The organism is Arthrobacter sp. ISL-28, from assembly GCF_018613875.1.
Classification (GTDB): Bacteria; Actinomycetota; Actinomycetes; order Actinomycetales; family Micrococcaceae; genus Arthrobacter.
This window is the reverse complement of the sequence record NZ_JAGGPJ010000017.1, coordinates 69,794-95,382: the sequence shown is the minus strand read 5'-3', so window position 1 is coordinate 95,382 and position 25,589 is coordinate 69,794. Positions and strand designations below refer to the sequence as shown.

The window sequence follows — 25,589 nt, the reverse complement described above, 5'->3', positions numbered from 1 at the left end:
ACCGATTTTGCTCCTCGACCCCGGCCCGACTTACGTCAAAACCTCCCTGCCCGGGCCCACCGGTTGCCCAATCACGCCGGAAACGAATTCTGTGGCTGCAGGACCAAGCTGGCGGTGAACGGCGCCGAAGAGATTGTACGCTTCACCGCTCGGCCAGTCCCGCGGCTGCAGGGCCCGGGGCAGGTGGGGGTCGCGGAACGGAAATCGGCGAAAGTCGCCGATGACCTGCATGCGCTCGATGAGTGCTGTGCGCCCATCCTTGTCCGCATTCACCGCCTCGTCATTCAGGCCCGAGTAGGTGCGGATGAACTGCTGATAATCCACGCCGAGCTGCTCCAGATCCCAACAGCGCGCGGCAAGGTCCCTATCCTGCTGAAGGTCGCCGGTGCCGCACCACAGAACGTCAATTCTTGCCAGTGGGTACTCTGCGGCGAGTTCGCGGGCTTCTGCTATGAGGTCATGGGGGCTCAGCCACGTGGAGGGCGACAGCTGGCCGAATCCGTGCCAGGCGAGCCGTTTCCGCAACTCCTCGCGGACGCCGCGCTCGGATTCCGGAACCTGGTAGATCACCATCGTCCAACGGCCCTCCCAGTCCTCGTCCCGGTGGCGGAAAATCCGCTCCCGCCCCTCGTTCAGGATCTCCAGCATGTGGGGAGTGAGGGAATAAACCGTCTCCCGTCCGACGCGCCTGGTGTCGAACCAGCCCTCCTTGCGGAGACGGGACAGGGTGACGCGCACCGTCGCTGGCTCAATGCCAAACACCGCGAGGAGCTCGGTGATGTCAGCAAGCCGGGCCTCGCTTCCGGCGTAGCGGAGGTAGTCTCCGAAGAGATCCAGGACCAGGGCTCTGGGCTTCCACTGCATAAGACTCCTCCAACTTCGGGACCTAAAGCGGTCAGTCCCGAGACGTGCAACAAATCTATTGACGGACAGCAGCTTTGTGTTACATTCGATGTGGGTCAGGTCACAGGCCACCCGCATCTCTGGCACAGCCACACCGTCGTGTATACCACCTGGAGTCCCCAATGGCTTTCTCCCCGCAACTCTCGTCGCCGGCCCGCCCACGTAAATCGCCCGCCGTCGTCATCTTTCTTTGCTTCCTTGCCATCGTCTTTGATGGCTATGACCTTGTTGTCTACGGTGCAATCGTTCCCAAGCTCCTGGCACACCAGCCCTGGGCCCTGACCCCCGTGGAGACGGGCGCCATTGGCAGCTACGCCCTGGCCGGCATGTTCATCGGCGCCATCCTGATCGGATATCTGACCGACATCGTTGGGCGCCGGAAGGTCATGATGGTGTCCATCGCCTCCTTCTCGTTCCTGATGCTGCTGACCGCCTGGGCACCCACCCCCGAACTGTTCGGACTCTTCCGTTTTCTTGCCGGGCTCGGACTGGGCGGGGTCATTCCGACAGCCATCGCCCTGACCGTCGAGTTCTCCAAATCAAACCGACGCAACTTTAACAACGCGCTCATGTTCTCCGGCTATGCGGTGGGCGGCATCCTCGCCGCGCTGCTCTCCCTTGCCTTCCTGTCCACGCTGGGATTCCAAGGCATGCTCGCGCTTGGCGGCATCCCGCTCGTCGCCGTCGTCCCGCTGCTGTTCAAATTCCTCCCGGAATCTCCCGCTTATCTCGCTGCCAAAGGGGACCGGGACCAGGCGGAACGACTTATTGCCGACTACGGACTGGAGCAGCTCACCCCGATACGGGTTTCAGGCGATGTGCCGGAGGCGGGCCGGTTCCGCACGCTTCTGACGGGGCGCCTGCTCGCTGCGATGATCCTCTTCTGCCTGGCCGGCGTCTGCGGCCAGACCCTCGTCTACGGCCTGAACACCTGGCTTCCCCAACTCATGGTCATTGCCAAGTACTCGCTCGCTTCATCGTTGACCTTCCTTCTGACAGTCAACATCGGCGCCGTGGTGGGCGTGCTTGTGTCCTCCCGCCTGGCGGACCGCTTCGGCCCCCGGCCGGTCACCGCCACCGCCTTCGCCAACTCCGGATTCGCCTTGGTTCTCATGGGAACAGGGATCATGCCGCTTCCCGCCATGTACCTGCTGGTCGCCGTCGTGGGCTTCGGCTCAGTGGGAGCCCAGATCCTGGTCAACGGCTTCGTGGCAACCTACTTCTCGGGCGCCACTCGGGCCACAGCCCTTGGCATCACACTCGGCATCGGCCGGATTGGCGCAGTACTGGCGATTTCGGGCGGCGGCGTCCTGGTCGCCGCATCACTCGGCACCTTCATCAACTTCTCCGTCTGGGCCATTGCGGCAGCCGTGGGCGTCGTCGCTGTTCTGTCTGTACCGCGGCTTCAGGCCGCTGCCGCGACGACCGGCGTGGGCATGGCTACGGAGCCGGCAGTCTCCACGGATGCCATCCCGCACTGACGCCTGGTTCATGAGGCGGTGCGACCGGAGCGCACCCACGTCCAACAATTAACCGAACAATGACAAAGGAGTCCCATGCAAACCCAACTCGTCAGCAGCCACACCGTCGAATCCGCCGACGGCACCGTGATCGGCTACCGCAAGCTAGGGTCCGGCAGCCCGATCGTCCTGGTCCACGGAAGCATCTCGACCGGCGAGCAATGGCTGGCCGTGGCCGAACAACTGGCCGATGCCAACACGTGTACATCATGGACCGCCGCGGGCGCGGGCTCAGCGCCGACGCCGAAGACTACTCAATGAACACCGAATCCGACGACATTAAGGCTGTGCTCGACGTCGCCGGTGAAGGCGTTGCCCTGCTCGGGCACTCCTACGGGGCGATCTGCGCCCTCGAAGCCGTGCGCACCGGAGCGGCCGTCGCCTCACTCGTGCTGTACGAGCCCCCACTGCCTGTCGATGCGCCTACAGCCGGGGCAGCCTTGGGGGAGTATGCCGCAGCCGTGGAGGAGGGAAACGGAGACAAAGCGATGCGCGTAGCAGCAGCCCACTTCCTGCGCATCTCCCCGGAGGAAACCGAGGCCCTGGCTGCGTCCCCGCTGTGGCCCGGGATGATTGAGCTCAGCCCTACATGGACCCGCGAACTCACCGAAATCGACATGACCGACGTTCTCATCCAGCAGTACGCGGAGATCGATGTGCCGACTCTGTTGCTTGTTGGCGAGGCGAGTCCGGCACACCTGGTCGGAGCCTCACAACACCTCCGGCAGAGGCTGGCGAACGTGACCGAGAACCTTTTCCCCGGTCAGAACCACTTTGCCCACGTGACGGACCCCGCCGGCGTCGCCGAGGCCATCAACGTGTTCCTCCACGGATGAGTCTCGGCGTCGGGCACGTCACCCTCGGGTAAGCCCGACACCCGCCGGGCTTCGGCTATCCACGGTGCGGGGAGCCCAGCTCGACGGGCTCTTCGTCCGTGAGGTAGGCAGCCTCGGAGTGGGCTGCGATGTCGATACCTCGGAGTTCATCGGCCTCGTGGATGCGCAGGCCCATGGTGATGTTGAGGACCTTGGCGATGACCCAGGTGACCACGAAGGAGTAGGCGAGCACGGCCACGGTTGCCACCGCCTGGATGCCAAGCAGGCCGAAGCCTCCGCCATAGAACAGCCCGCTGACCTTGTTCGGGGCTGCATCTGTGGCGAAGAGCCCGATCAGCAGTGTTCCGATAATGCCGCCGACCATGTGGACGCCGACGACATCGAGCGAATCGTCGAAGCCCAGCCGGAACTTCAGTTCGATGGCCAGGGAGCAAAGGGCTCCGGCGATGAGTCCGATGGCCAGGGCACCAAGGGGGCTGACGGCGCCGCATGCGGGAGTGATGGCAACGAGGGCGGAGATCAGGCCAGAGGCGGCGCCCATGCTGCTGGCGCTGCCGAGCCTGATCCGTTCCACGAGCGCCCAGGCGAGCAGGCCGGCGGATGCGGCGACGGCGGTATTGAGGAACACCACTGATGCGGACTGTCCGGCGGTGAGCGCGGAGCCGGCGTTGAATCCGAACCAGCCTGCCCAGAGGAGCCCTGCGCCGATCAGGACGAGCGGGCGGCTGTGGGGCTTGGTGTGTTCGCTCTTGGGCCAGCCCGCGCTGCGCCCGAGGACGAGGGCAAGGGCGAGGGCGGCGATTCCGGCGTTCATGTGGACGGCGGTCCCGCCCGCGAAGTCGATGGCTTTGAGGTTGTTAACGATCCAACCGCCGGTTACCGAGCCGTCGGCAGAACTGAAGGCGAAAACCCAGTGCGCGACGGGAAAGTAGACCAGGGTGGCCCAGAGCGCGGCGAAGGTCATCCAGGCGCCGAATTTCATCCTGCCGGCGGCTGCCCCGGCGATGATCGCTGTGGTGATGCCGGCGAAGAACAGCTGGAAGGCGGCGAAGAGGGCGGCGGGTATGGGTGCGTCCGGGTCCTCTGTCAGCAGTCGCTCCATGCCGAAGTATTCGGTGACATTGCCGATGAGGCCGACGCCGCCCACGGAATTTCCGAAGACCATCGAGTAGCCGAACACGGCCCAGAGCACGGCGACGATGCTCATTCCGCCAAAGCACATCATCATCATGTTCAGGATCCGGCGCGATCCGACCATGCCGCCGTAGAACAGCGCAAGGCCGGGAATCATGATGCACAGCAGGGCGCCTGCGGCGAGGACCCAGGCGACATCTCCAGAATTCATGGAACTCCAATCAGGGGAGGTGGTGTTCTGTTGTCCGCAGACCTGGCGGATGCAGTGTCATGGCGCTTCGGTTCCATCAGCAGTACGGACTGCTGCTGCGCGAGTTGCTGTCAAGTCGCTGGCCTCCATCAAAGCCGCTGGAACTGACGCATCGCCCAAACGGCGACAGGTGAAACCATAATTCACCTCAGTAAACTGCCGTAGGTTTCCGGGACGTTAATTTCTTGTTGCATTTGACCCAGCCTGGATCGTGCCGATTTAACAGTTCGACGCTCGTATTTACCGTCGCGGTCGAAGGCTGCGCGTGGCTGAACAGATCGAGTTCGGTATGCTCGGCTTCAACGTTGGCATCATCTCCAATGCCGCAGCTCCGTTCGGAGGCGTGAAGCAGTCTGGGCTCGGCCGTGAAGGCGGATCCGAAGGCATCGCCGCGTACACCTCGACCCAATACATCGGCATCACAGACCCCTCGCAAACTAGAGGGAATGCGGCGGCGGCTCTTGAAGGGCCGACGACGGGCTGGGGGGACCGCCTTGGTCTCAGGCAGGCGGTGACCGCCGCCGGCCCAGCTCCGGTGATCAGTTCTAATTATCGTCCGCCCCGGGATCGGGGGACAGGGGCCTGAAGGACTTTTTACGTTGGCGGAGGAGTTGCCGCGGTGACGCTATTTGGAACGTTGTGCTGTAGCAGTCCGGGCTCCTCCAACGGCGGCCTTCCTTCCCGACCCGCCCGGGAATTTGGCGGGCCTTACGGTTAAGGTGAAGGTGTTAGCGTGAGGGCGGAGCGACGGAATCGCGCACGACAAGCGGACATTCCAAGACCGTCGGGTGGGCTGCAAAGATCGCCAGATCAGTCTTCCCCTCAATGGCGTCAATGAGATTTTCGGTGGCCCAGGCGCCCATTTTGTAGTGCGGCAGGGCCACGGTTGTCAGCGCAGGGTGGAGGTTTTCGGCGATGAGCTGCTGGTTGTCGAAGCCGACGAAGGAAACATCCTCGGGGATCCTGAGGCCCATTTCGGCGGCCGCCCGGTAGGCACCCATGGCCATCCGATCGTTGTAGCAGAAGACGGCTGTCGGCGGGCCAGGCGGTTTCAGCAGGCGCAGTGCCGCCTGGTAGCCCCCGGGAACCTCCGAATGCTCGGACTGGACGAGCTCGTCGTGGAATGGCAGCCCGGCGTCCGCCAGTGTTTCCATGTAGGCCTGCAGTCGGGAATGGGTGGCCGGGACGTCGTCCGTGCTGTTGATCATGCCGATTCGGGTGTGTCCGGCATTTATCAGGGTTTGAACGGCCGATCGTGCGCCGCCCGCTTCATCCGGGATGACGGAGGAAACAGTTTGGCTGATGTCTTCGGAGTCCACGAGGACGGCAGGCACTCCGGCCAAATTCTTTGGGATGGCCAGCTTGCGGTGGTACATGGTTGCATACAGGATCCCGTCAACCTGCCGGTCCACCAGATCCGCCACATCGCTTTCCCTGGAGCCCTGTGAGCTGGTGCTGGCGGAGTTGATGATCATGATGTTGTAGCCCCGCGCCCGGGCTGTTTCCTCGGCACCAGGATGATCCTGCCAGCGTGGGGGGTGGTGGCGATTTCCTCGCTGATTAACCCGATCATGCCCGACCGCTGGGTGCGCAGGGCCCGTGCGAGCCGGTTGGGGCCGTACCCGAGGCGCTGGGCAGCCTCGTGGACCCGTTCCCTCGTCTCAGCCCCGGCCCGGCCGTAGGCAACGTCATTAAGGACGTGGGAGACAGTCGTGACGGAGACCCCGGCTGCGGCTGCAACGTCCTTGATGCCCACTGACTTGTTCATTGTCCTCCCACGTCCTTATGTTGTTGCTGATTCTACGTGCGGATACTGTCGGGTACGGCCCGGCATATTCGCCGAGCCGAAATCGACCGTGACGCGTGACCCAGCCGCCACCATCCGGGAGCTCAAGGAGCAGAGCGGCAAGGACATCTGGCTATGGGGTAGCTTGAGGCTCATGCACTCCCTGCTGGATTCCGGCGTCGTCGACGAAGTCCGGATGCTGGTCCGCCCGGTGTCACGCGGCAAGGGCAGGCGCCTTTTCGAGGATCGGCAAGGCCTCAAGCTGGTCGAGGCCACCTCGTTCGAAAACGACGTGGTACTGCTGCGCTCCGAGATCAAGAAATAAGCGGAAAATCCGCACTCTAGTTTCTTCCTGGACCGCTTCTCATGCTCTCGGCCTGTGAGACTATCGGGATATGGGTAAAGACGGCAGCGTCGATGGGGATGAAGCAGTTCCCAAGACCGGCGTGAACGACCATGCATGGGAACGGGAGCATCGGCATCCGACAACGGGCCAGCTACGGTCCATTGGTTATCGGAGGAGGGACGCTGAAGCAAAACTCGACCAGCATCAGCAGCAGGCCCGGCACAGGGCCGAGGAAGAACACGACAAACACGACGATTAACGCCTCAAGGCTCGGTGAACCGTCTGGCATTATGTGGAGTTGCCGGGCAACTGGTTCTCCTGTGCTGACCTCCCTGACTTAGGACTGTGCGATATCCCTTTGTCTCCTTAAAATTTAAGAGCTAAAAGGACTACCGACAGTCCTAAGTCCTGTAAGGGGTGCGTGCAGTGAATGATGAGTTCCGGCCCGTTGCCTACACGGCGCTGGAGAGGGGAACGCCGGTTACCTCCAAGCGCGGACACACGTTTGGAACACTGGACCGCGTTTTGGACGACGGCAAAGGGAATATTCTGCACGGCATCGTCGTCACGACCGACCGAGGCCTTAAATTCGTAGCCCGGGACTCCATCGAGCTGATGACCACTAGGCAGATCCGGTGCTCCCTGACCGACGAACAAGTCGGAGAACTGCCTCCGGCCCCATCCGGCCGACGTAGGACCAGACCGTGGTTCGCGCGGGGGCGTAGAACCCGTCGTTCCTCGATGTGAGGCCGCCCTCAGTCGGACAGATCTCGCTTAGCTTGACTATCGTGGGTTCGTCACAAGCACGGCGGCCCCGGTAACCCTGCCCTCCGACAAATCTTGCAGGGCGTGGTCCGCTTCCTCCAGCGGGTAGGAAACCGTGGTTGGCTGCAAAGGTATCTTCCGGGCTAGATCGAAAAACTCCTGGCCGTCGGCCCTGGTGTTCGCTGTCACACTTCGAAGCTGCCGCTCCTGGAATAGGTCTGTTTCATAGTCGAGCACCGGTATGTCGCTCAAGTGGATACCGGCAACGGCTAAGGTCCCGCCCCGGTCCAGCGCCTGCAGTGCCACGGGGACAAGATCACCGGCAGGCGCGAACAAGATAGCAGCATCCAAACGTGCAGGCGGCCGTGCTTCAGCGCCGCCTGCAAACGTCACGCCCAGCCGGAGCGCCAGACGTTGGGCTGCTTCCGAACGCGTCATGACGTACACGCTGGCACCCTCAAACATCGCCATCTGAGCCGTTAGGTAGGCAGACCCACCGAAACCATAAATGCCAAGGCGACCGCCAGGCGGAAGTGCGGCACGACGCAGGGCCCGGTAGCCGATGATGCCGGCACACAGCATCGGCGCCGCCTGCTCGTCCGAGAAGACCTCCGGTATCCGATATGCATAATCTTCGGCCACAGTCATGAGTTCTGCGTAGCCGCCGTTGTAGTCCCAGCCGTTAAAACTTGGGGACAGGCAAAGATTCTCGGCACCTCGGAGGCAAAACCGGCAGGAGCCGCAGGTGCGGGCCAACCAGGCAGCACCAGCTCTGTCGCCTACACGGAATTTCACACAACCCGTGCCAAGCGCAATCACTTCCCCGACAACCTCGTGGCCAGGAATCACATGCTGTACATGTGGCGCCAGGTCTCCCTCGGCCAGATGGAGGTCAGTGCGGCAGACGCCGCAAGCGTGAACAGCTAGAAGGATTTCCCCGGCACGGGGTGAGGGATCCGGCCGGTAGCCCATCCGCAACGGGCGTGTCGCCATTGGGCCAGGCCGTTCAACCCACCAAGCCAGCATCACTGGTCATCCCTTCGAATGGCATGGATTACCCTGTCACTCTAATCCCGCCCGCGTTGCACTGTCAGCGGGTTCCACCGTCTGAGAGGCGGCGTGATGCACTGACTGGATGGTCGACGGCGAAGGACGCCGCCTCGCAAAGACCGGGAATTTACGGAGGTCACCGTCTCGCTGCCCCGATGATCGCAGAAAGTTGGTACGACCCGGGCCGCGAAACCATCGTTGCCATTGAGGAGGCTGCCGTTGTGGTTGCTTCCCTGGACATCACCGCCAGCACGCGCATGGCGGCCACAGCGGCTTCCTGCTGCGCAGCGAGGCGGGATCAGACGGGAGGGACGATGTCACTCACTATTCGCGATGGATCGCGGCCGACGTCCAATCCCGTAGAACTGCCTGGGCGCTCTGTTGGCTCAGCAAAATCTGGTCTCCAGCCCATTTGATGACCCTCCTGGCATAAAATTGCTGTATGGGCGGCCAGGAAGCGATTGCTCTTGTCTTTCTGTTTCTCGTCATCTGGGTCGGTACGATCCTGGTGTTGCTGTCTCGTGTTGACCGCGATGAGAGGCGGGAGCGACGCCACGAACGGAGAGCCAGTCGAAAGGCTGCGCATCATGCGCGCTAAGTAGTAGGCGTCTGGAGGGGTTGTCGACACGCGCGGCAGCTCCGTTGTTCCCTGCTATATGACGGTTTGAGAATGGCGGGTCCGTCGCTCTCAACTGAGGAAGCCTGCCAGGTTTGAGCCGTCCGACCACAAAGTATTTCCGGACGCCAAAAGCCTATTTGCGGTTCAAGCCTTTCCATTGGTAGGGGAGAGCCTAGGGCCCCAACGATATTGCATCAGATGCAATAACCATCGATCTACTGGCACCTCTGCATATCAAGGTGCTCTCGCGGAGGGAAACGAGCGCCATTTTCCGTGCCGGCGAAGATTCCTCCCAACAGCACCAAAAGAGGACCAACAGGAAATTGACCAGGGTGTTGCTGGTCCATGAACCGACACCACCGAATGGGCGGACAGCGTAGCGGAACCGGCGGTGGGATTCGGCTGCATAACGCTGTGCATTGTTGATCCCAAGCTTTCTTAAAGGTGGCGAGGGTACCAATGGTGAGCTGATGCTGCCAATTTAGTTGGGTTCGAAGTACGTCGGGGAAGATGGGATCTTCGCATCCGGCCTGGTTAGGGGACCAATGTCGGGTGACGACCGCTTTGATGAGGGAAGGTTCCGCCGTGCCGCCCGGCTGACGCTGTCTGGGTGGGCGGTCGGGCTCGTCGTGACTGCCCTTGTGGTGTGGAGCCCTGATGTGCTGTTTGGATACCGCAGTCCGACCTTGCACTTAGTAGTCGACTCGGTAGACGCGTGCGTGGCCTTGTTAGTTGCATATTTGCTGGCCGGCCGTTTCGTGCGTCGTCGAAGGCTGCAGGATTTGCTGCTGGCCCAAAGCCTCGTGCTTCTGGCGGTCGCCGGGAGCGGCATGTCGTGGGTGACCGGATCGTTGAGTGGGGACCGCGAGGGAAGCCTTGATGTCTGGCTTCCCCTGGCGCTCAGGTTTATCGGTGCAATCCTCGTTGTGGCCGCGGTACTGGTGAGCCCGAACCGGGAAACACCGTCCAAATCTGGGCTGTGGACGGTGACCGTACCTGTCGCTGTTGTCATTCTGGTGTCTTTGGTCATGTGGGCCGGGCGGTTCCAACTGCCCGTGGCCCTGGACGGGTCTGCGGACGCGGCCACGCAACCTATGCTGCTTGCCGTCCATCCGCTGTTCTTGGCGGTCCAGAGTGCCGCGGCCCTTTGCTTTTTCGTGGCGTCGATTGCCTTTACCAGGCGCGCGGCAGATCGTGACGACCCGCTGCTGCGCTGGCTTGGCCCAGCTTGCGCTCTTGCAGCGTTCGCCCGCGTCAATTACGCACTGTTCCCCTCGCTGTACACGGACTGGTTCTACACGGGTGATCTGTTGCGGACCGGCTTCTACGTCGTGCTGCTGATTGGAGCCAGCCTAGAGATCAAGCAGTACTGGGACGCTTATTCCCGCCTGGCTGTGCTTGAGGACCGGCGGAGACTCTCCCGCGAGTTGCACGACGGGGTCATTCAGGAACTGGCGCTGCTGCGCATGGAAGGTTGTTCCCTTCCGCCCGGCACCCCGGCCAAGAACCGGATCCTCGCTGCCTGCGATCGGTCGCTGGATGAAGCCCGTGCTGCGGTGTATGCCCTTGGCCGCGGCGGAGACGAGCCACTGGGCTTCGTCCTGCGCCGGACGGCGCGGGAGCTGGCGCAGAGGTACCGTGTGCGCGTGGACACCGAGGTTGACGATTCCATCGAAGCCAGCGCCGAGCAGCAGCAGCACGCGCTGCTGCGCATTACCCGCGAGGCCGTGGCAAACGGAGTGCGTCACGGCCTCGCTGAAAACCTGTCCGTGCGTCTGAGCAGGGACGGCTGCCGCCGGCAACTGATCATTGAAGATGACGGCAAAGGTTTCGACATCGCCGGCGCCACGGGCGTTAATGCGGGCTACGGGTTGATCAGCATGCGGGACCGGGCCCGGACCTTGCCCGGATCTCTTGACATCACGTCTCGGGCGGGAGAAGGAAGCGTGGTTACGGTGACATGGTAGAGCAGCGGCTAAGGGTAGTGATGGCCGACGACCACGCCCGAATCCGGGCGAAGGTCCGTCTGGCACTGGAGGCGGGCGGCTGGGAAGTGTGTGCAGAAGGGGCCACCGCAGGGGAGGCGATAGAGGTCGCTATGGAACACCGCCCCGACGTAGTTTTGCTCGACATCAACATGCCTGGCAACGGGATTTCGGCCGCTCAAGAGATTAGCCGGAGGTTGCCCGAGAGTGCTGTCGTGATGCTTACCCAATCCGCTGATGATGAGGATCTCTTCGATTCCCTGCGGGCAGGAGCTTCCGGATACCTGCTCAAGAGCACGGACCCGGCGGCTCTGACTGACGTCCTGAGGGGGGTACTTTCCGGTGAGGCGGCGATGTCCCCGGCGCTCGTAACCCGCATTCTCCAGGAGTTCAGGGCGCCCAGCCGAAGGGTCCTGCGCTGGAAGCCGGCGGCCGTTGCAAAGTTGAGTCCACGGGAGTGGGAGGTCATGGAGCTCCTCGCCCAAGGGCTGGGCACTGAGGACGCCGCCAACAAGCTGTTCGTCTCCCCGACGACGGTCCGGGTCCACGTTTCGACGGTTCTGCGAAAACTTCGAGTCAAGGACCGGGAGAGCGCCTTTCGTGTGCTGAGGGAGTAGCAGGCGAGGGTGCGTGACTCCATAATGGCATCACGCACCCTCGGATCCGAACTGCTAGTAAATTCGAACCGTTGTCGAGAGGTGGTTGACGTAGAGGCCGCCGCCGGAGGAGCTGGTCAATTCAACCGCTGTCCATGTCCCCTCCCTGCCATCACCTTGGCAGGCTTCCCCAACTACCGGAACCGTTCCGGACGTGGTGGTTGTACCGAAACCGGTCAGATTGAAGCCGGTGATTTGATTCCTCACCCGGGGATCGTAGGCGACCGTACTCTGTACGCTCGTGTGCCTCTTATACGTGACCTGGTGAAGCTGCTCGCCCTTGGTACCTTCGCCTGTGACCCATTCACATCTGGCCGAGTAGAGGTCCTCCGACTCATAGGAGAAGGAGATGGCAGAGGCGTTCTTCTGCAACTGTTGGTTGTTCCAAACCAGTGCGGTCTGTACGTCGCCCTTTCCGACAAAGCCAGTGCCGGTAGCCGGATCGAACGTCACAGCCGCGGTGGCGGGCGTAGCCAGCGCCAAGGTTGCCGCGAACGCGGTGGCCGCTGCGCCGGTCACAACTCTTTTAAGCATGTTAATCTCCATAGGTTTGTGCCCCCAATGAGGCGTCCGTTTGAAAGGGCAGGGATAAACTTTCCCGCAAGATGTCGACTCAACTGCGGATTCCCGAACCCGCTCAGCAGATCGGCGAGGACGTCGGTGTCCTACTAATTGCTGAGTCTTGGTCCAAGGCTTATCCCCTGATGCGCGGCAGCCGGCTTGCCGCGTTGAATTAAGGCTACGTCGGAAAATGGCAATAATGCCGTCTTCGAGCGTTCAAAAGCCTAAACGCACAAGCGGGGCCCATTGGTGGCCATTGAGGCAGCCTTGCGTCGTGCTGGTCGTTGCGGTCATTGGGCTAGCGTTAATAGAAGGCCCTCGTAGTTCCGTTCCACGAACCGTTTTCTCAGGCAACCAACGCCTCCAGTTTCTGATACCGGCCTAACATTCCTCACGAATCGCGCAGAAAATATTCACGACACTCAGGCCCGTCGTGGGTCAGGGGAGTCTGTCCGCTCGCAAGGCGGTCGGGAGCGCCTGGACCTTGGCAGAGCGTTTCCAAGTGATGATGCTTTCCGGTCGATCGGCTTGACAGAGGTCGTCGATCAGGCACCTTGCGGTTGTCGGGTCGGCCGGATGAGTGAGCAGCAGTGCGGTGAGGTCGTCCCGGAGTGCGCAAGCCGGCGCAGATGCCGCGGACCCTTGAATGCCGCGCACAAGGGCATTAGGAGAGGGCCGATTCGATTCATCTGATGAGGCACGCAGAGTACTACTTTACATAATGTGGATTATCGGCGTTTCAGGCATGGGCCCGAGCGGAACCCGGCACGCCGCTTTTCCGCCGGCTTGCCGCACCACATGACATAAGGCGTTTTCCTGCACGGATCCGCGGCACGGCGCCCCCAATCCGCCAGCCGGGCCCGGCTGGAGCAACCGTAAGCGCCGGGCACATCCATTGTCTTATCGAGAAACCTCGCTAAGAATGAACGAATGACGGTCTATGTGAGATCACTCGAAACTGCTGTTCCACCAACAGTGCTGATCCAGACGGAAGCACGCGACGTGTTTGCCGCCCAGCCCGGGCTCACCAGGCTCGGTTCACGGCTGGTCACGACATGCTTTGACTCTGCCGCCATTGATACGCGTTACACGGCCGTCCAGGAACTGACGATGGATTCAAGGGCGGAGAACCCGCTGTTTTTCGATCCCGACACGGGGCTGCTGCGGAGTCCAAGCACGAAGTCGCGCAACGATCTGTTCGCCCGGGAGGCCACAAAGCTCTTCATCGAGGCGGCCTCCGCTGCCGTCTCCAACTGCGCGGGAATCGATCCACTTGACATAACTCATCTCATCACCGTTTCCTGTACCGGATTTTTCAACCCCGGCCCCGACTACAAGATCGTCCGCGCGCTGGGGCTCAACCCCGCGGTGCAGCGCTACCACCTCGGCTTCATGGGCTGTTACGCGGCCTTTCCAGCGCTCCGGGCCGCGAAGTCCTTCTGCGAGGCGGACCCCGAGGCGGTGGTCCTCGTGGTCTGCGCCGAACTCTGCTCGCTCCACGTCCGAACCTCCAACGACCCGGACACCATCATGGGCTCGGCGCTGTTTGCGGACGGCGCGGCAGCCGCCGTCGTCACAGCCCGCGAGGTGCCCGAAGCAACGGCGCTGCTGCAGTTGGACCACTTCGAAACGGTCCTGACACCGGTCGGTGAGGATTCCATGGCGTGGAACATCGGCGACGAGGGTTTTGAAATGGTGCTCGGCAACTACGTTCCACACATCATCGATGACCATATCGTTGGCGCCCTGGAACCGCTGCTCGCCCGCGACAGTTCGCTCCGGGAACTCCCCTACCGGGACATCACCCATTGGGCCATCCACCCCGGCGGACGCAGCATCCTGGACAAGGTGCAGTCCCGGCTCGGCCTCACCGACGTGCAGCTGGTTCCAGCGCGGGAGACCCTCCGGAATTTCGGCAATATGAGCAGCGCCACTGTGCTCTTCGTGCTCAAGCACATCCTGGACCTTCCGCCGCAGGACGGCGACGAACGGATCTGCTCCATGGCCTTCGGGCCCGGCCTGACAGTGGAAACCGGGCTGTTCACCAAGGTCAGTCAGGCCCTGGCAGATGACCGGCTGCCGGATGAGGCCGAATCGTCCCTGGCCTGATCCACTATGGGAATCCTGGGCGCACGCGACGCCGACGCGATCGAGGACATGGACCGGCCGGACTGCGACCCCGAACGACTCGACCGCACGTACCGGCAGTTCGCCCTCGTCAACCGCGTCGTCTCAGGCTGGCACAGCCTCTACCGCAGCAGGGTCAGGCCGCTCCTCCGGCCGGACGTCCCGTCCACCCTGCTGGACATCGGCTGCGGCGGCGGCGACCTGGCGCTGATGTTCGCACTCTGGGCTGCCCGGGACGGCGTCCGCCTCAGCATTACGGGCATTGACCCCGACCCCCGCGCCTACCGATTCGCAGCGCGCCGGGATCCGGTGCCGCGGGTACACTTCCGGCAGGCCACCAGCGCCGACCTCGTGGCGGAAGGCGGCGCCTACGACATCGTGGTGTCCAACCATGTCCTCCACCACCTGGACGCTGCAGAACTGCAGGCTTTGCTCGACGATTCCGTCAAGCTGTCCCTCCGGCTCGCCCTCCACAACGACCTGCGCCGCAGTGCCCTCGCCTACGCTCTGTTCTCCGCGGGCGCGCTGCCGCTGACCGGCTCCTACATCCGCCGCGACGGCCTGACCTCCATCAGGCGCAGCTATACCGTAACGGAACTTGCCGCCGTCGCCCCTTCCGGCTGGACAGCGGAACCCCACTCCCCCTTCCACTGCCTGCTCACCTACCGTCGGGACCAGGGCCGTGACTGACGTCCTGATCATTGGCGGCGGGCCGGTGGGCCTGTATCTTGCCGCGCTGCTGCTGCAGCACGGTGTGGCCGTCCGGATCCTCGAGAAGCGGACGGGCCGAAACGGCCATACCAGGGCCATCGGCATTCATCCCCCGGCCCTGGCTGCGCTGGAGCGCATCGGCGCCGCCGACAACCTGATCGCCCGCGGCGTCCGCATCCGCCATGGCCACGCCGTCTCGGCCGGTCGCGAAATCGCGCAGATGCCGTTCGCGCCCGTGTCGGAGCGCTACCCGTTTGTGCTGGCCGTCCCCCAGCCCGTCACCGAGACCGTCCTGGAGTCACGGCTGCTGCAGCTGGACGGCGGTGCGCTGCTTCGCGGTGCCGAGGTGACGGACATGCACGACGACGGCGGCCGGGTTACGGTGGGCGTCACCATTGCCGGTACCCGGCAAAGCTTTGCCGCTCCCATCGCAGTGGGCGCTGACGGCGCCAATTCCACCGTGCGCCGGCTGCTAGGGGTGCCGGCACCGGAAAAGCGCTATCCCGACCACTACCTGATGGGTGATTTTCCCGAATCCAGCCCGTACGGCGAGGATGCCGCCCTGTTTCTCGAAGCCGGCGGGATCGTTGAATCTTTTCCCCTCCCGGCCGGGGTGCGCCGCTGGGTCGTGAGGCTGTCCGGACCGCCCAGCAGGCCCGACGCGCCTCTGCTGGCCGGCCTCGTTGGGGCGAGGACCGGGATTGCCGTGGATGCCGCCGGCAACAGCATGCTCAGCAGCTTCGGCGTGCGCTCCCGACTGGCCACGCGCATGGTGGCCGGAAGGGTTGCCCTCATCGGTGACGCTGCACACGAGATCAGCCCGATTGGCGGACAGGGCATGAACCTTGGCTGGCTGGACGCAGAAGCTCTGTTGCCCATTATCCTGGCCGCGTTGCGGGGATGCCCAACGGGGACCGAACTCCGACGGTTTGAGGCGTTCCGGCGCCGGGCCGCGGCGGCGGCGAAACGCCAGGCCGAGGTGAACATGGCGCTGGGCAGGCCCCTCCCGGCCGGACTGCTGCGAACGAGGAACGCAGCCATTGCCGGGATTGCGGCAGCGCCGGCGCTCAATACGCTGGTGGCCAAGCGGTTCACCATGCAATGACCGCATTAGGCTGTCTCCATGAGCCACGCATCTCCGCCCACGTCCTGGACTCCTGACCAAATCCGGGAGACCGTGCAGGCGCTGCTCGCGATGGACACCCTGCCCCCCATCGTTCAGGCAGGCAATCCGGTGCTGAGGCAGCATTCCGCTCCTTTCGAGGGGCAGTTGAGCGCGAGGGAACTCCACGAGTTGGTTGAGCTGATGCGGAAGGTCATGCACGCGGCTCCCGGTGTCGGGCTGGCAGCACCTCAGCTCGGGATTCCGCTTCAGCTGGCCGTCCTCGAAGACCAGTTTGAAATCGACGACGACATCGCGGCGGCACGGGCCCGCATGCCGCTCGAATTCCTCGCTGTCCTCAACCCGTCCTACTCGCCGCTGGGAATCCGGACAGCGGCCTTCTTCGAAGGCTGCCTCTCCCTGTCCGGCCTGCAGGCCGTGGTGGAGCGCCCGGAGAGCGTCCGGCTGGAATACCTGACGCTATCGGGAGATCCGGCAAGCCGGGACTTTAGCGGCTGGCAGGCACGGATCGTCCAGCACGAAACGGACCACCTCCAGGGCACGCTGTACATCGACAGGGCCGAGATCCGCTCCCTGAGCACCAATGACGAATATGCGGCGCGCTGGGCGGAAGCAGGAATCGGCCGCGCACGCCAGGAGCTCGGGTTCCTGACGGGCACCACCTCCTGAACTGTCAGTCCCCCGAGCCCGGATCTCCCGCCGCACTCTCTCCCGCCGCATGGTTGTTTGGCATCGGAAGGTACCGTGCCCACCACGCCAAGATGTGTTCAAAGCGCTGGCGGCGGTGGTGGGGCGTGCCGGACCTGGACAGTTCATGGTCTTCTCCCGGAAAGACCAGGAACGCCGCATCCACGCCCTGCTGCTTGAGAGCGGTAAAGTACCGCTGGCCCTGTTCCACCGGGCAGCGCAGATCGTCCTCGCTATGGATGACCAGGGTGGGCGTCCGGACGCCGGAAATCGTGGCCATGGGGCTTTGGGCCGCCATTTGCTCCGGAAGGGGCCCGGTGTACTCGCCCCCGAAGAACCAGCCAATGTCGGATGATCCGGTAAAACTGACCGGATCGAGGAAACCGCGCTCAACAATGGCTGCTTTGAAGCGGCGGTCCTGGCTGATGATCCACGCCGTGAGATATCCGCCGTACGACCCGCCCATGATTCCCAGGGAGCCCGAGTCGAGCGAGGAGAATTTTTCGAGTGCCCCGTCCAGGAAAGCGAGCACATCCTGCATGTCCACGGTGCCCATCCGCTCCTTGATGGCCCTGCCGTGGGCCTGCCCGTAGCCTGACGAGCCGCGGGGGTTACACATGACCACCGCGTAGCCGGCCTCCGCGTCGACCTGCCCTTCGTCAAAGAGTGCCACCGTGTATTGGGAGAAAGGTCCGCCGTGGATGTTGAGCAGCACAGGATGGGGGCCCCTGCCCGGCGGCATCAGCACCCACCCGTGCACCTCGTAGCCGTCGGGCGACGGGACGACCAGCTCCCGGGGTTCAATGATGCCCGCTTCCGTGCGGAGGGCAGCCGAAAAATCCGTCAACAGCCGCAGCTGGCCGTGGTCGAGACAGGCGACATCGCCTGCCGTGGCGCAGTCCGTGAAGGTGATGAACACGGAACCGCCGGCCGCGCCCGCTCCCGTCACCACCCTGTCGCCGTGGACCAGGAGGGCGTGGCTGCCGGTGGCGCTGAATTCGAGCAGTTCCACGGTGCCCTGGGCGTTGTTCAGCACGAGGGCGCTGTCGCTGCCGCGGAGCTCGATCCGGGCGCCCGGGCCGGCAATGTCCATGTTCTCGGCGTCGCTGAGTACCCGGGCATCTCCGCCCGCGGCCGGCATGATGTGCAGCACCGTGTTCTTCGCGACGAAATCGCGGCCAGAGCTGCCGAGGTCCTGGGCGGCGAAAAACAGCCACTTTCCGTCCTGCGATTCGCGGACGTGAAGAACGGTCTGGAGGCCCACATTGGGCGCCTTGACAGCCACTGGTTCTCCGCCGCCGGCAGAAACCCGGTAGATTCCGCTGACCAGGTCCTGGTCGCTCGTATCGTGCAGTTCAGCCACGAAGTACACGGCGGTGCCGTCGCTGCTGAAGGATTCACCGGTGTGGTCCGCTGCCCCCGTGGTGAGCTGCCTTGCTTGAGGAAGTCCCGGGACGGCTGCCGCGCTGCCGCCGGACGCCCCGGGCAAACCCCCGCCGCCCCTCAGCGCAGGATCGCCGGGTACCTGGTTCCGAAGTGCCTGGTCCCGGAGTGCCTCCCGAAGTGCCCGCCCGGCAGGCGGAACCGGGGGCTCCTCGCCCAGGCCCGGAACGTCCAGGATGAATAGCTGGAGCGGCTTGTCCTGGATATAGCCCACGCCGTTCATCCTGTATTTGAAGCTAGTGATAAGTCGGGCATCTTCGCCGCCGGCGCCTACACCCTCCGTGGTGCCGTACCGGCCGTCCTCAGGCTCCCTTGAGCCAAAAACGATCCGTTGCGAGTCCGGGGACCAGGCAAAGGAGGACACCCCGAGCGATCTGTCCGTAAGGGGCCGGGGCTCGCCACCTGCGGCCTCCACAACATGCAGCTGCGGTTTCCCGCCAGGGGCTGACCGCAGGAAGGCGAGAACCCGGCCGTCGGGCGAAATGGCCGGAGCAGTGTCCCGGAACCCGCGTGTCAGGCGCCGTGCCGCCTTTTCGGGATCCTGCGGAACGTTCCACAGCTGGCCTACGTAGGCGTCGGCGTCGAAGTCGGGACGGGTGACCGACACAATGGCTCGGGTGCCGTCGGGGTGGACTGCGGGGGCGGAGACGGACTTGAGCAGTGGCAGGTGTTCAGGCTTCACCCACGTGAGCCTAGCTGCTCCCCCGTGGCGTGTGAACGAATTCTTTTGCCGCTGCTTCCCGTCCGGCGAATCACGTACCGCGGCGGTTGTTCTGGCCCGGCCGATCGACGGCCCTAGGATGGTCCATATGCCTTTCCGCCTGCCGTCCCTGGTCTGTCCTGTCTGCCGGAACAGTCTCCTGCCCCTCCCTGTTCAGGGAGATACTGTTCAGGGAGATACCGTTCAGGGAGATGCCGCCGGTGAGAGGGACGCCGCCAGGGCAACCCGAAGCCGTGCCCTGGTCTGCCGAAGCGGACACAGCTTTGACGCCGCCAAGCAGGGCTACTTCAATCTGCTGGTGGGCAAGGGAACCGCCTTCGCGGCGGACACCGCCGACATGGTGGCGGCCCGCACCGCGTTCCTCGACGCCGGACACTACCGGCCGCTGGCAGCGGCGGTGGCTGCTGCCGCCCAGCCAGCACTGCAGGACGCGGATCCTGCAGTGCTTGATTCCGGCACCGGAACAGGCCACTACCTGCGGGCGATCCTCGACACGCTTGGCGCTGACGCTCCGGTCGCCGCCGTCGGGCTGGACATCTCAAAGTTCGCCCTCCGGCGGGCTGCGCGGCTGAACCCCGAAGCGGTGAACCTCGTCAGTGACGTGTGGCAGCCCTTCCCGGTGGCGGACGCCTCCATCGACGTCGTGACTGTCGTGTTCGCGCCGCGGAACGCTGCCGAATTTTCCCGCGTCCTCAAACCGTCCGGCCGCCTGGTCGTGGTGACGCCCCGGCAGGGGCATCTTGGGGAGATCGCCGGCCGGACCGGAATGCTGGGGATAGAGCCCGCCAAGGACGAGCGGCTGGCCGAAGGGCTTGGGGACCACTTTGAACTGCTGTCCACCGAGGATCTTCACCTTGATCTCCAGCTCTCGCCTGACGATGTGGCCAACCTGGCCCTCATGGGTCCTGCCGGGCACCACACCGGCCGCACCGAACTCGCGGCGAAACTGGCCGGCCTTCAGCGTCTTCCTCCCCCGCCTGGCGGCCATCAAGTAACGGCTTGGCCACGTTCCGGCACGGGATACCGGCCACCTGCCCGGCAGTGCTGCTTCGGTCTAGGATGGAAGAAAGTCACTGAGGGTCTGCCCCGCAGCCCCCGGGATCAAGGGGGAATCGAATGTTTGAATGGATCGGCGAAAACTGGTGGGCGCTCTGGCTCACGCTCTTCCTCGCGTTCGCAGCCGTGGAGATGCTGACCCTCGATCTCTTCTTCATCATGCTTGGCGGCGGCGCCCTGGCGGCATTGGTGGCCGACTTCGCCGGCGCCGACCTGTGGCTTCAAAGCGTCGTCTTCTGCGTCGTATCCCTGCTGATGATCGCCTTCGTCCGCCCCATCACCCTCAAGCACCTTCATAAAGGGCCAGCTGAAAAGCGCACGAATGTTGACCGTCTGATCGGCGAAACAGCGCTTGTCATGGAGGCCGTGTCCTCTACCGGCGGCCGGGTCAAGATTGGCGGCGACATCTGGAGCGCCCGCTCCGATTCGGGAATCCTGCCGGAAGGCCAGCGGGTGATCGTCGCTGCCATTGAAGGCGCGACGGCGGTCGTGGCACCGCAGTCGGAGACAGCCATCCAGTAAGTCCGGGAACACCAAGATTTCCGCTGCCGCGAGGGGCAGCGGATACGGCGGCTGAGCCGCCAAGCCACAGCTTCACTGAAAAATTGGGGAATAAAGGAGAAGTATGGACAGTCCAGGAGGATTCGCCGTCACCATCGTGATGCTGGTCCTGATCGTCTTTGTCGTCATCGTGCTGGTTCGTTCAGTGCGGATCGTTCCGCAAGCCCGGGCCGGCGTGGTTGAACGTCTCGGCAAGTACCAGCGGACCCTCAACCCTGGCCTGACCATCCTGATCCCGTTCATTGACCGGCTGCTGCCGTTGCTCGATCTTCGCGAGCAGGTTGTCTCGTTCCCGCCGCAGCCTGTGATCACCGAGGACAACCTCGTGGTGTCCATTGACACGGTGGTCTACTTCCAGGTCACCGACCCCCGCGCTGCCACCTACGAAATCGCCAATTACATCCAGGCCGTGGAACAGCTCACCACTACCACGCTCCGCAATGTGGTGGGCGGATTGAACCTGGAAGAGGCGCTGACATCACGTGATCAGATCAACGGCCAGCTCCGCGGCGTGCTGGACGAGGCCACCGGCCGCTGGGGCATCCGGGTATCCCGCGTGGAGCTGAAGGCGATCGACCCGCCCCACTCCATTCAGGATTCGATGGAAAAGCAGATGAGGGCTGAACGTGACCGCCGCGCCGCGATCCTGACAGCCGAGGGCACCAAGCAGTCTGCCATCCTGACCGCCGAAGGCCAGCGCCAGGCGGCGATCCTCAAGGCTGAGGGTGACGCCAAGGCGGCCATCCTTCGTGCCGACGGCGAGGCCCAGGCGATCCAAAAGGTGTTCGATGCCATCCACAAGGGCAATCCGGACCAGAAGCTCCTCGCCTACCAGTACCTGCAGACGCTTCCCAAACTTGCCGAAGGCTCGTCCAACAAACTCTGGATCATTCCGAGTGAGGTGGGCGAAGCGCTGAAGGGAATCGGCAACGCGCTGGGCGGAACGAATGCAGACGTGCGCTCAAGTGACCTGTTCGGCCCGGCTGAGGACGAGGACAAACAGCCGGCAACGTAGAATGCAGGACCTGAGGGAGGCACGCCGCCTGGCGGGCCTCCCTCCTTCGCGTCCTGCCAGCGATTGCCGTGGGCGCAGCAAGGCCGTATAATAGGATATTTGTCCGGTCGGATCACTCCGGTCGGAACAACATTGCTTGGCAAAGCGTTCCATTTAGTGATGCTACGTAGAGCACAACGTAGTCCGGAGGCAGCTTTGAAACCTCCGGCTAGCGCGGAGTCCGCTCCGCGAACCGACCAGAGGGAGAAATCATGAGCGATCGCAGCCTGCGGGGCATGCGTCTTGGCGCCCAAAGCATGGAGACCGAATCCGGCGTGGAGCCGGCTCCGCGTCAGCGGGTTGAGTACCGGTGTGAGGACGGCGAACAGGTCTTCGTAACCTTCTCGTCCGAAGCCGAAATTCCCCCTGTATGGGTTTCCAAGACCGGCAAGGAAGCGCTGCTCGTTGATGGCGAACGCCCGGACATCAGCAATGAAAAGGCTGTCCGTACACACTGGGACATGCTGCTGGAACGCCGCTCGCTTCCCGAGCTTGAGCAGATCCTCGAAGACCGCCTCACCATTCTGCGCGAACGTCGTGGCGAAAGGCGCTCGGCCTAACCGCCCGGGTTAATCGCCGAAAGGCCGGATCCGCTGCGCACATGCAGCGGATCCGGCCTTTTGCTTTGCCGGCGGAACTGTGCCGGGCCAGCCCCGAGGAGCGGCTAGCTCCGGCTGCCCACCGGCGTCTTGCCCGTGAGTTTGTTCCAGCGGGCCGTCAGGCCCCACTTCGTTACGTTGATCATGGCTTCGACCACGATGTGTCCGCTCATCTTGGAGGCTCCCAGTTCTCGTTCCACGAACGTGATGGGGCACTCCACAATCTTCAGGTCCATTTTGGCGACCCGCCACGCCAGGTCCACCTGGAAGCCATAGCCCACCGACTCAACCTGGTCGAGGTTCAGCTTCTCCAGCGTTGTGCGGCGGAAGGCACGGTAACCGCCCGTTACGTCCTTGATGTTGACGCCCAGCATGATGCGGGAATACGTGCTGCCGATCCGGGAAATCGCCTGCCGGTACAGGGGCCAGTTCACGACGCTTCCGCCGCGTACCCAACGTGAACCCATTGCAAGGTCTGCACCCTGGTCCACGGCGTCGAGCAGCTGTGGCAGCTGCTCGGGCTGGTGCGATCCATCCGCATCCATTTCGACAAGGACGTCGTAGCCGGCAGCGAGCCCCCACTTGAAACCGGCGATGTAGGCGGCTCCGAGCCCTTCCTTGCCCTTGCGGTGGAGGACATGGACCTGATTGTCTTCGGCAGCAATGCTGTCCGCCAGCTGTCCAGTCCCGTCCGGGCTGTTGTCGTCCACAACGAGGACGTCGGATGCCGGCACCGCCGCACGCAGGCGTCCCAGCGTGATGGGGAGCGACTCCAGCTCGTTGTAGGTGGGAATGATGGTGAGGACACGCACAGGGAGGCCTTTCCTGGATGGGAGCGGTCAGTACGCGTGGAGTGCGGCGGGACCGCCGACTCGCAAAGCGCAACTCTCCATTATAAGGGCGTTCCGCCGCCCGGTTTTCCGCCCGTCCTTCTCCCCTAACTCGAGCCAGTCCAGGATGCACGCCCCAGGATGCACCGCCACGCTTCGTTTTCGGGAGAAGGCCAGCTACGCCACGGGCGGGTCCATGCGCCTCGGGCCAGTTCCGGAATACACGACGCCGGTACGGGAACTGTTTTCTGCTGCGCTACGGACCCGCCCACGGAATGCCACTGCCGCATGTCGCCGGGCGGCTTCTGCGGTCCGATCGTCTCGATAGTGGCCAGACAGACACCGCTCCAAATGCGTCCGTCCGTTGACCCTCAATGCTACGGACCACCGATGCCCTGTCAACCGGCACCTGACCTGCTCTTTCACGTATCGCCGCAGGTCAGAGCCGGATTCAAGAGGGCCACGCCGCCGCAAATTCACGCCGTTGCGGGGTTTGTTGCGACGGTTTGTTGCGGCACCGCCACTGCCCGGACGTCAGCCGCGGAGGGACTCTGCTGAAAACAGTTCCTGCCCGTTCCGCACGGTCTGGAGGCAGTGCGGATCGGTACCGGTGTCAAGGGCCGGAAGCAGGGGTGTACGCGCCCTCGGATCGGTGCTCCAGGACTGGACCCTGCCGTCGGCCACCTGGACCATGAGCTCCTCGACGTCCCAGACAGCAAATGTGGCTGGCGCACCCGGCACCAGCTGCCCTGCCATCGGGTTGACATGTTTGGCGGCCCGCCAACCGGCGCGGGTATGGCCAAGGAAAGCCGCCCGTGCGGAGATCCGTTGGGCAGGGTTGCTGTGCTCCAGGCATGCCCTCACCGTGGCCCACGGACGCAGCGGCGTCACCGGGCTGTCGCTGCCGAAGCAGACGGGAACGCCTGCCGCGTAGAAGGAAGCGAAAGGGTTCAGGTGCTGGCTCCTGGCGCCGAGCCGCTGTTCGTAGAGCCGCCCCGGGCCGCCCCAGGCAGCGTCGAAGGCGGGCTGGGCGCTCACCGTGACGGAATACTTGGCGAGCCTGGCGATTGCCTCAGCATCAGCCATTTCCACGTGTTCAAAACGGTGCCCTGCGGCGCGGATCCGCTGCGCTCCCACTTCGGCCGCAGCCTGCTCCAGCGCGTCCAAAGCGGCATCGAGGCCTGCATCACCGATGACGTGGAAACCCCCTTGGATGCCGAGCATCGAGCAGGCAGCCAGATGGGCCGCCGCCTCGTCCGTGGAGAGATATGTGGTCCCCTTCTCCCCCGCTGCGTCAGCGTATGGTTCCCGGAGGGAGGCAGTACGCGAGCCGATCGAACCGTCGATGTTCAGATCACCCGCCAGGCCGTGGACGGGAACTCCCAGCTCGGCGAGCAGTGCCTCCGCTTCGTCCACCGACGTCGTCAGCTGCCCCCAATAGGGCAGAACCTCCGGCAGCGTGGTGCCTGACTCCCTTCCGGCATTCCAGCCGGCGGCGAGCTGCAGATCGAGCACGCTTCCGATGTGGGGTGCACCCATTTCCGCCAGCGCGACATAACCGTTCGCGGCAGCTTCTGCCAGAGCCCGCCGCTGATACCGTTGCAGGGCTGCCGCCGGGAGGTTCCGGGCCGCCTTCCGGGCCGCGCTGTGGGCCTGCCGCGTGACGTGTCCGCTTGCGGCGAAGCCATCCAGTTCTTCGAGCCGTGCCGTGGCGGCAAGTGAGGGCGAAATGAGCGCAGAATGGGCGTCCACACGGGACAGGTAGACGGGCCGCCCCCCGGCGGCCCGCTCCAGTTCGCCCGGCGCCGGGAGCGCTGGATCTTCCCACAGTGACTCGTCCCAGCCATGGCCCAGGACAGGGCCGGCGGCCACTGCCGCCCCCTCAACAGCCTGCAGGAGCTCCCGTGCGGAACGGACCCCACCCAGCTGCAGCGTTTCGAGCGCAACGCCGGTCTCCGTCAGGTGTACATGGGAGTCGACGAACCCCGGCGCCAGCAGAGCTCCGCGGAGGTCGATGACTTCCATGGAACTGTCAGCGATCGACGTTGCGGCCTGCTCCGACCCCACCCATGCGACGGTGCCGCCGTCGACCAGCATGGCTGTGGCGAACGGATCCGCGGCGGTGTAGACGGAGCCGTTGCGGTACAGCGTCACTGCCGACGGGCGGGGACTGGCGTTGCCGCGGGTCGTTGCGTCTGTCATGAGGGATGGAACTCCTTGTTCGTTCTTGCGCTGGCGGTGCCGCGCGGGTCAGGCGCTGGGGATC

Annotated in this window: 21 protein-coding genes and 3 pseudogenes; 16 read left to right on the top strand and 8 right to left on the bottom strand. The window is 63.9% G+C overall.

What is annotated here, in order from left to right; translation table 11 throughout:
* Positions 1-30: 30 nt before the first annotated feature.
* A complete protein-coding gene (locus J7E80_RS14095; RefSeq protein WP_215052563.1) occupies positions 31-864 on the bottom strand; it encodes a PaaX family transcriptional regulator C-terminal domain-containing protein in 834 nt (277 codons plus the stop codon).
* Positions 865-1,025: 161 nt separating this feature from the next.
* Between J7E80_RS14095 and J7E80_RS14090 the strand changes: the two genes are divergently transcribed.
* The 3 genes from J7E80_RS14090 to J7E80_RS14080 all read left to right on the top strand — a co-directional run bounded on the left by J7E80_RS14090 (position 1,026) and on the right by J7E80_RS14080 (position 3,259).
* Positions 1,026-2,384 (top strand): aromatic acid/H+ symport family MFS transporter, encoded by a 1,359-nt coding sequence (locus J7E80_RS14090; RefSeq protein ID WP_215052561.1) that lies wholly within the window; start codon positions 1,026-1,028, stop codon positions 2,382-2,384.
* Between the two features lie 75 nt (positions 2,385-2,459).
* Positions 2,460-2,684: an alpha/beta fold hydrolase gene (locus J7E80_RS14085; protein WP_215052559.1), complete on the top strand. Its 225-nt coding sequence runs from the start codon at positions 2,460-2,462 to the stop codon at positions 2,682-2,684.
* Positions 2,585-3,259: an alpha/beta hydrolase gene (locus tag J7E80_RS14080; RefSeq protein WP_311380839.1), complete on the top strand. Its 675-nt coding sequence runs from the start codon at positions 2,585-2,587 to the stop codon at positions 3,257-3,259. The genes J7E80_RS14085 and J7E80_RS14080 overlap by 100 nt, the downstream gene beginning before the upstream one ends.
* A gap of 55 nt (positions 3,260-3,314) precedes the next feature.
* Here the strand turns inward: J7E80_RS14080 and J7E80_RS14075 are convergent, their stop codons facing one another.
* Positions 3,315-4,604, bottom strand: a complete 1,290-nt coding sequence (locus J7E80_RS14075) for an ammonium transporter (protein WP_215052554.1) — start codon at positions 4,602-4,604, stop codon at positions 3,315-3,317.
* Between the two features lie 289 nt (positions 4,605-4,893).
* On the opposite strand from J7E80_RS14075, the pseudogene J7E80_RS14070 reads away from it, so the two are divergent.
* A pseudogene (locus J7E80_RS14070) lies at positions 4,894-5,073 on the top strand (aldehyde dehydrogenase family protein); the annotation flags it as partial.
* A gap of 298 nt (positions 5,074-5,371) precedes the next feature.
* Here the strand turns inward: J7E80_RS14070 and J7E80_RS14065 are convergent.
* Positions 5,372-6,411, bottom strand: a pseudogene (locus tag J7E80_RS14065) (LacI family DNA-binding transcriptional regulator).
* An 88-nt stretch (positions 6,412-6,499) separates the two neighbouring features.
* Here J7E80_RS14065 and J7E80_RS14060 point away from each other — a divergent pair.
* Positions 6,500-6,754, top strand: a complete 255-nt coding sequence (locus J7E80_RS14060; RefSeq protein ID WP_311380838.1) for a dihydrofolate reductase family protein — start codon at positions 6,500-6,502, stop codon at positions 6,752-6,754.
* Positions 6,755-7,558: 804 nt separating this feature from the next.
* Here the strand turns inward: J7E80_RS14060 and J7E80_RS14055 are convergent.
* Positions 7,559-8,566, bottom strand: a complete 1,008-nt coding sequence (locus J7E80_RS14055) for a zinc-dependent alcohol dehydrogenase family protein (protein WP_215052673.1) — start codon at positions 8,564-8,566, stop codon at positions 7,559-7,561.
* A gap of 1,425 nt (positions 8,567-9,991) precedes the next feature.
* Here J7E80_RS14055 and J7E80_RS14050 point away from each other — a divergent pair.
* Both J7E80_RS14050 and J7E80_RS14045 read left to right on the top strand, forming a co-directional pair.
* Positions 9,992-11,176 (top strand): sensor histidine kinase, encoded by a 1,185-nt coding sequence (locus J7E80_RS14050; protein WP_215052550.1) that lies wholly within the window; start codon positions 9,992-9,994, stop codon positions 11,174-11,176.
* A gap of 20 nt (positions 11,177-11,196) precedes the next feature.
* Positions 11,197-11,811, top strand: coding sequence for a response regulator transcription factor (locus tag J7E80_RS14045; RefSeq protein ID WP_251036871.1), 615 nt, complete (start codon positions 11,197-11,199; stop codon positions 11,809-11,811).
* Positions 11,812-11,865: 54 nt separating this feature from the next.
* Here J7E80_RS14045 and J7E80_RS14040 read toward each other — a convergent pair whose 3' ends face one another.
* On the bottom strand, positions 11,866-12,384 hold the full coding sequence (locus J7E80_RS14040; RefSeq protein WP_215052547.1) for a hypothetical protein: 519 nt from the start codon (positions 12,382-12,384) through the stop codon (positions 11,866-11,868).
* 71 nt (positions 12,385-12,455) lie between these two features.
* On the opposite strand from J7E80_RS14040, the gene J7E80_RS24320 reads away from it, so the two are divergent.
* The 5 genes from J7E80_RS24320 (at position 12,456) to J7E80_RS14020 (ending at position 17,041) form a co-directional block, all read left to right on the top strand.
* The gene (locus tag J7E80_RS24320; RefSeq protein ID WP_285291855.1) at positions 12,456-12,587 is read left to right on the top strand and encodes a hypothetical protein; all 132 of its coding nucleotides are present in this window, start codon (positions 12,456-12,458) and stop codon (positions 12,585-12,587) included.
* Positions 12,588-13,341: 754 nt separating this feature from the next.
* Complete coding sequence (locus tag J7E80_RS14035) at positions 13,342-14,520, top strand: type III polyketide synthase (RefSeq protein WP_215052545.1); 1,179 nt, start codon at positions 13,342-13,344, stop codon at positions 14,518-14,520.
* 6 nt (positions 14,521-14,526) lie between these two features.
* Positions 14,527-15,228 carry a class I SAM-dependent methyltransferase gene (locus J7E80_RS14030; protein ID WP_215052543.1) on the top strand — a complete coding sequence of 234 codons (702 nt, stop codon included), beginning with the start codon at positions 14,527-14,529 and terminating at the stop codon, positions 15,226-15,228.
* Positions 15,221-16,354 carry an NAD(P)/FAD-dependent oxidoreductase gene (locus tag J7E80_RS14025; protein WP_215052541.1) on the top strand — a complete coding sequence of 378 codons (1,134 nt, stop codon included), beginning with the start codon at positions 15,221-15,223 and terminating at the stop codon, positions 16,352-16,354. Before J7E80_RS14030 ends, J7E80_RS14025 begins: the two co-directional genes overlap by 8 nt.
* An 18-nt stretch (positions 16,355-16,372) precedes the next feature.
* A complete protein-coding gene (locus tag J7E80_RS14020) occupies positions 16,373-17,041 on the top strand; it encodes a peptide deformylase (protein WP_215052539.1) in 669 nt (222 codons plus the stop codon).
* Positions 17,042-17,045: 4 nt separating this feature from the next.
* Here the strand turns inward: J7E80_RS14020 and J7E80_RS14015 are convergent, their stop codons facing one another.
* Positions 17,046-19,184 carry a S9 family peptidase gene (locus J7E80_RS14015; RefSeq protein WP_215052537.1) on the bottom strand — a complete coding sequence of 713 codons (2,139 nt, stop codon included), beginning with the start codon at positions 19,182-19,184 and terminating at the stop codon, positions 17,046-17,048.
* Between the two features lie 127 nt (positions 19,185-19,311).
* On the opposite strand from J7E80_RS14015, the pseudogene J7E80_RS14010 reads away from it, so the two are divergent.
* From J7E80_RS14010 to J7E80_RS13995, 4 genes and pseudogenes are all read left to right on the top strand, one after another.
* Positions 19,312-20,181 (top strand): annotated as a pseudogene (locus J7E80_RS14010) (methyltransferase domain-containing protein); the annotation flags it as partial.
* Between the two features lie 158 nt (positions 20,182-20,339).
* Positions 20,340-20,801 (top strand): NfeD family protein, encoded by a 462-nt coding sequence (locus J7E80_RS14005; protein ID WP_215052533.1) that lies wholly within the window; start codon positions 20,340-20,342, stop codon positions 20,799-20,801.
* 103 nt (positions 20,802-20,904) lie between these two features.
* Positions 20,905-21,855 (top strand): SPFH domain-containing protein, encoded by a 951-nt coding sequence (locus J7E80_RS14000; RefSeq protein ID WP_215052531.1) that lies wholly within the window; start codon positions 20,905-20,907, stop codon positions 21,853-21,855.
* Between the two features lie 251 nt (positions 21,856-22,106).
* Complete coding sequence (locus J7E80_RS13995) at positions 22,107-22,454, top strand: RNA polymerase-binding protein RbpA (protein WP_215052529.1); 348 nt, start codon at positions 22,107-22,109, stop codon at positions 22,452-22,454.
* A 104-nt stretch (positions 22,455-22,558) separates the two neighbouring features.
* Here the strand turns inward: J7E80_RS13995 and J7E80_RS13990 are convergent, their stop codons facing one another.
* Positions 22,559-23,305: a polyprenol monophosphomannose synthase gene (locus tag J7E80_RS13990; protein ID WP_215052527.1), complete on the bottom strand. Its 747-nt coding sequence runs from the start codon at positions 23,303-23,305 to the stop codon at positions 22,559-22,561.
* Between the two features lie 552 nt (positions 23,306-23,857).
* Positions 23,858-25,525 (bottom strand): amidohydrolase, encoded by a 1,668-nt coding sequence (locus J7E80_RS13985; protein ID WP_215052525.1) that lies wholly within the window; start codon positions 25,523-25,525, stop codon positions 23,858-23,860.
* Positions 25,526-25,589 lie beyond the last annotated feature (64 nt).

What these genes read in the sequence shown, in the direction of transcription:
- J7E80_RS14095 (WP_215052563.1), bottom strand. Translation starts at nt 864, where the DNA reads ATGCAGTGGAAGCCCAGAGCCCTGGTCCTGGATCTCTTCGGAGACTAC.
- J7E80_RS14090 (WP_215052561.1), top strand. Translation starts at nt 1,026, where the DNA reads ATGGCTTTCTCCCCGCAACTCTCGTCGCCGGCCCGCCCACGTAAATCG.
- J7E80_RS14085 (WP_215052559.1), top strand. Translation starts at nt 2,460, where the DNA reads ATGCAAACCCAACTCGTCAGCAGCCACACCGTCGAATCCGCCGACGGC.
- J7E80_RS14080 (WP_311380839.1), top strand. Translation starts at nt 2,585, where the DNA reads ATGGCTGGCCGTGGCCGAACAACTGGCCGATGCCAACACGTGTACATC.
- J7E80_RS14075 (WP_215052554.1), bottom strand. Translation starts at nt 4,604, where the DNA reads ATGAATTCTGGAGATGTCGCCTGGGTCCTCGCCGCAGGCGCCCTGCTG.
- J7E80_RS14055 (WP_215052673.1), bottom strand. Translation starts at nt 8,566, where the DNA reads ATGCTGGCTTGGTGGGTTGAACGGCCTGGCCCAATGGCGACACGCCCG.
- J7E80_RS14045 (WP_251036871.1), top strand. Translation starts at nt 11,197, where the DNA reads ATGGCCGACGACCACGCCCGAATCCGGGCGAAGGTCCGTCTGGCACTG.
- J7E80_RS14040 (WP_215052547.1), bottom strand. Translation starts at nt 12,384, where the DNA reads ATGCTTAAAAGAGTTGTGACCGGCGCAGCGGCCACCGCGTTCGCGGCA.
- J7E80_RS24320 (WP_285291855.1), top strand. Translation starts at nt 12,456, where the DNA reads ATGTCGACTCAACTGCGGATTCCCGAACCCGCTCAGCAGATCGGCGAG.
- J7E80_RS14035 (WP_215052545.1), top strand. Translation starts at nt 13,342, where the DNA reads ATGACGGTCTATGTGAGATCACTCGAAACTGCTGTTCCACCAACAGTG.
- J7E80_RS14030 (WP_215052543.1), top strand. Translation starts at nt 14,527, where the DNA reads ATGGGAATCCTGGGCGCACGCGACGCCGACGCGATCGAGGACATGGAC.
- J7E80_RS14020 (WP_215052539.1), top strand. Translation starts at nt 16,373, where the DNA reads ATGAGCCACGCATCTCCGCCCACGTCCTGGACTCCTGACCAAATCCGG.
- J7E80_RS14005 (WP_215052533.1), top strand. Translation starts at nt 20,340, where the DNA reads ATGTTTGAATGGATCGGCGAAAACTGGTGGGCGCTCTGGCTCACGCTC.
- J7E80_RS14000 (WP_215052531.1), top strand. Translation starts at nt 20,905, where the DNA reads ATGGACAGTCCAGGAGGATTCGCCGTCACCATCGTGATGCTGGTCCTG.
- J7E80_RS13995 (WP_215052529.1), top strand. Translation starts at nt 22,107, where the DNA reads ATGAGCGATCGCAGCCTGCGGGGCATGCGTCTTGGCGCCCAAAGCATG.
- J7E80_RS13985 (WP_215052525.1), bottom strand. Translation starts at nt 25,525, where the DNA reads ATGACAGACGCAACGACCCGCGGCAACGCCAGTCCCCGCCCGTCGGCA.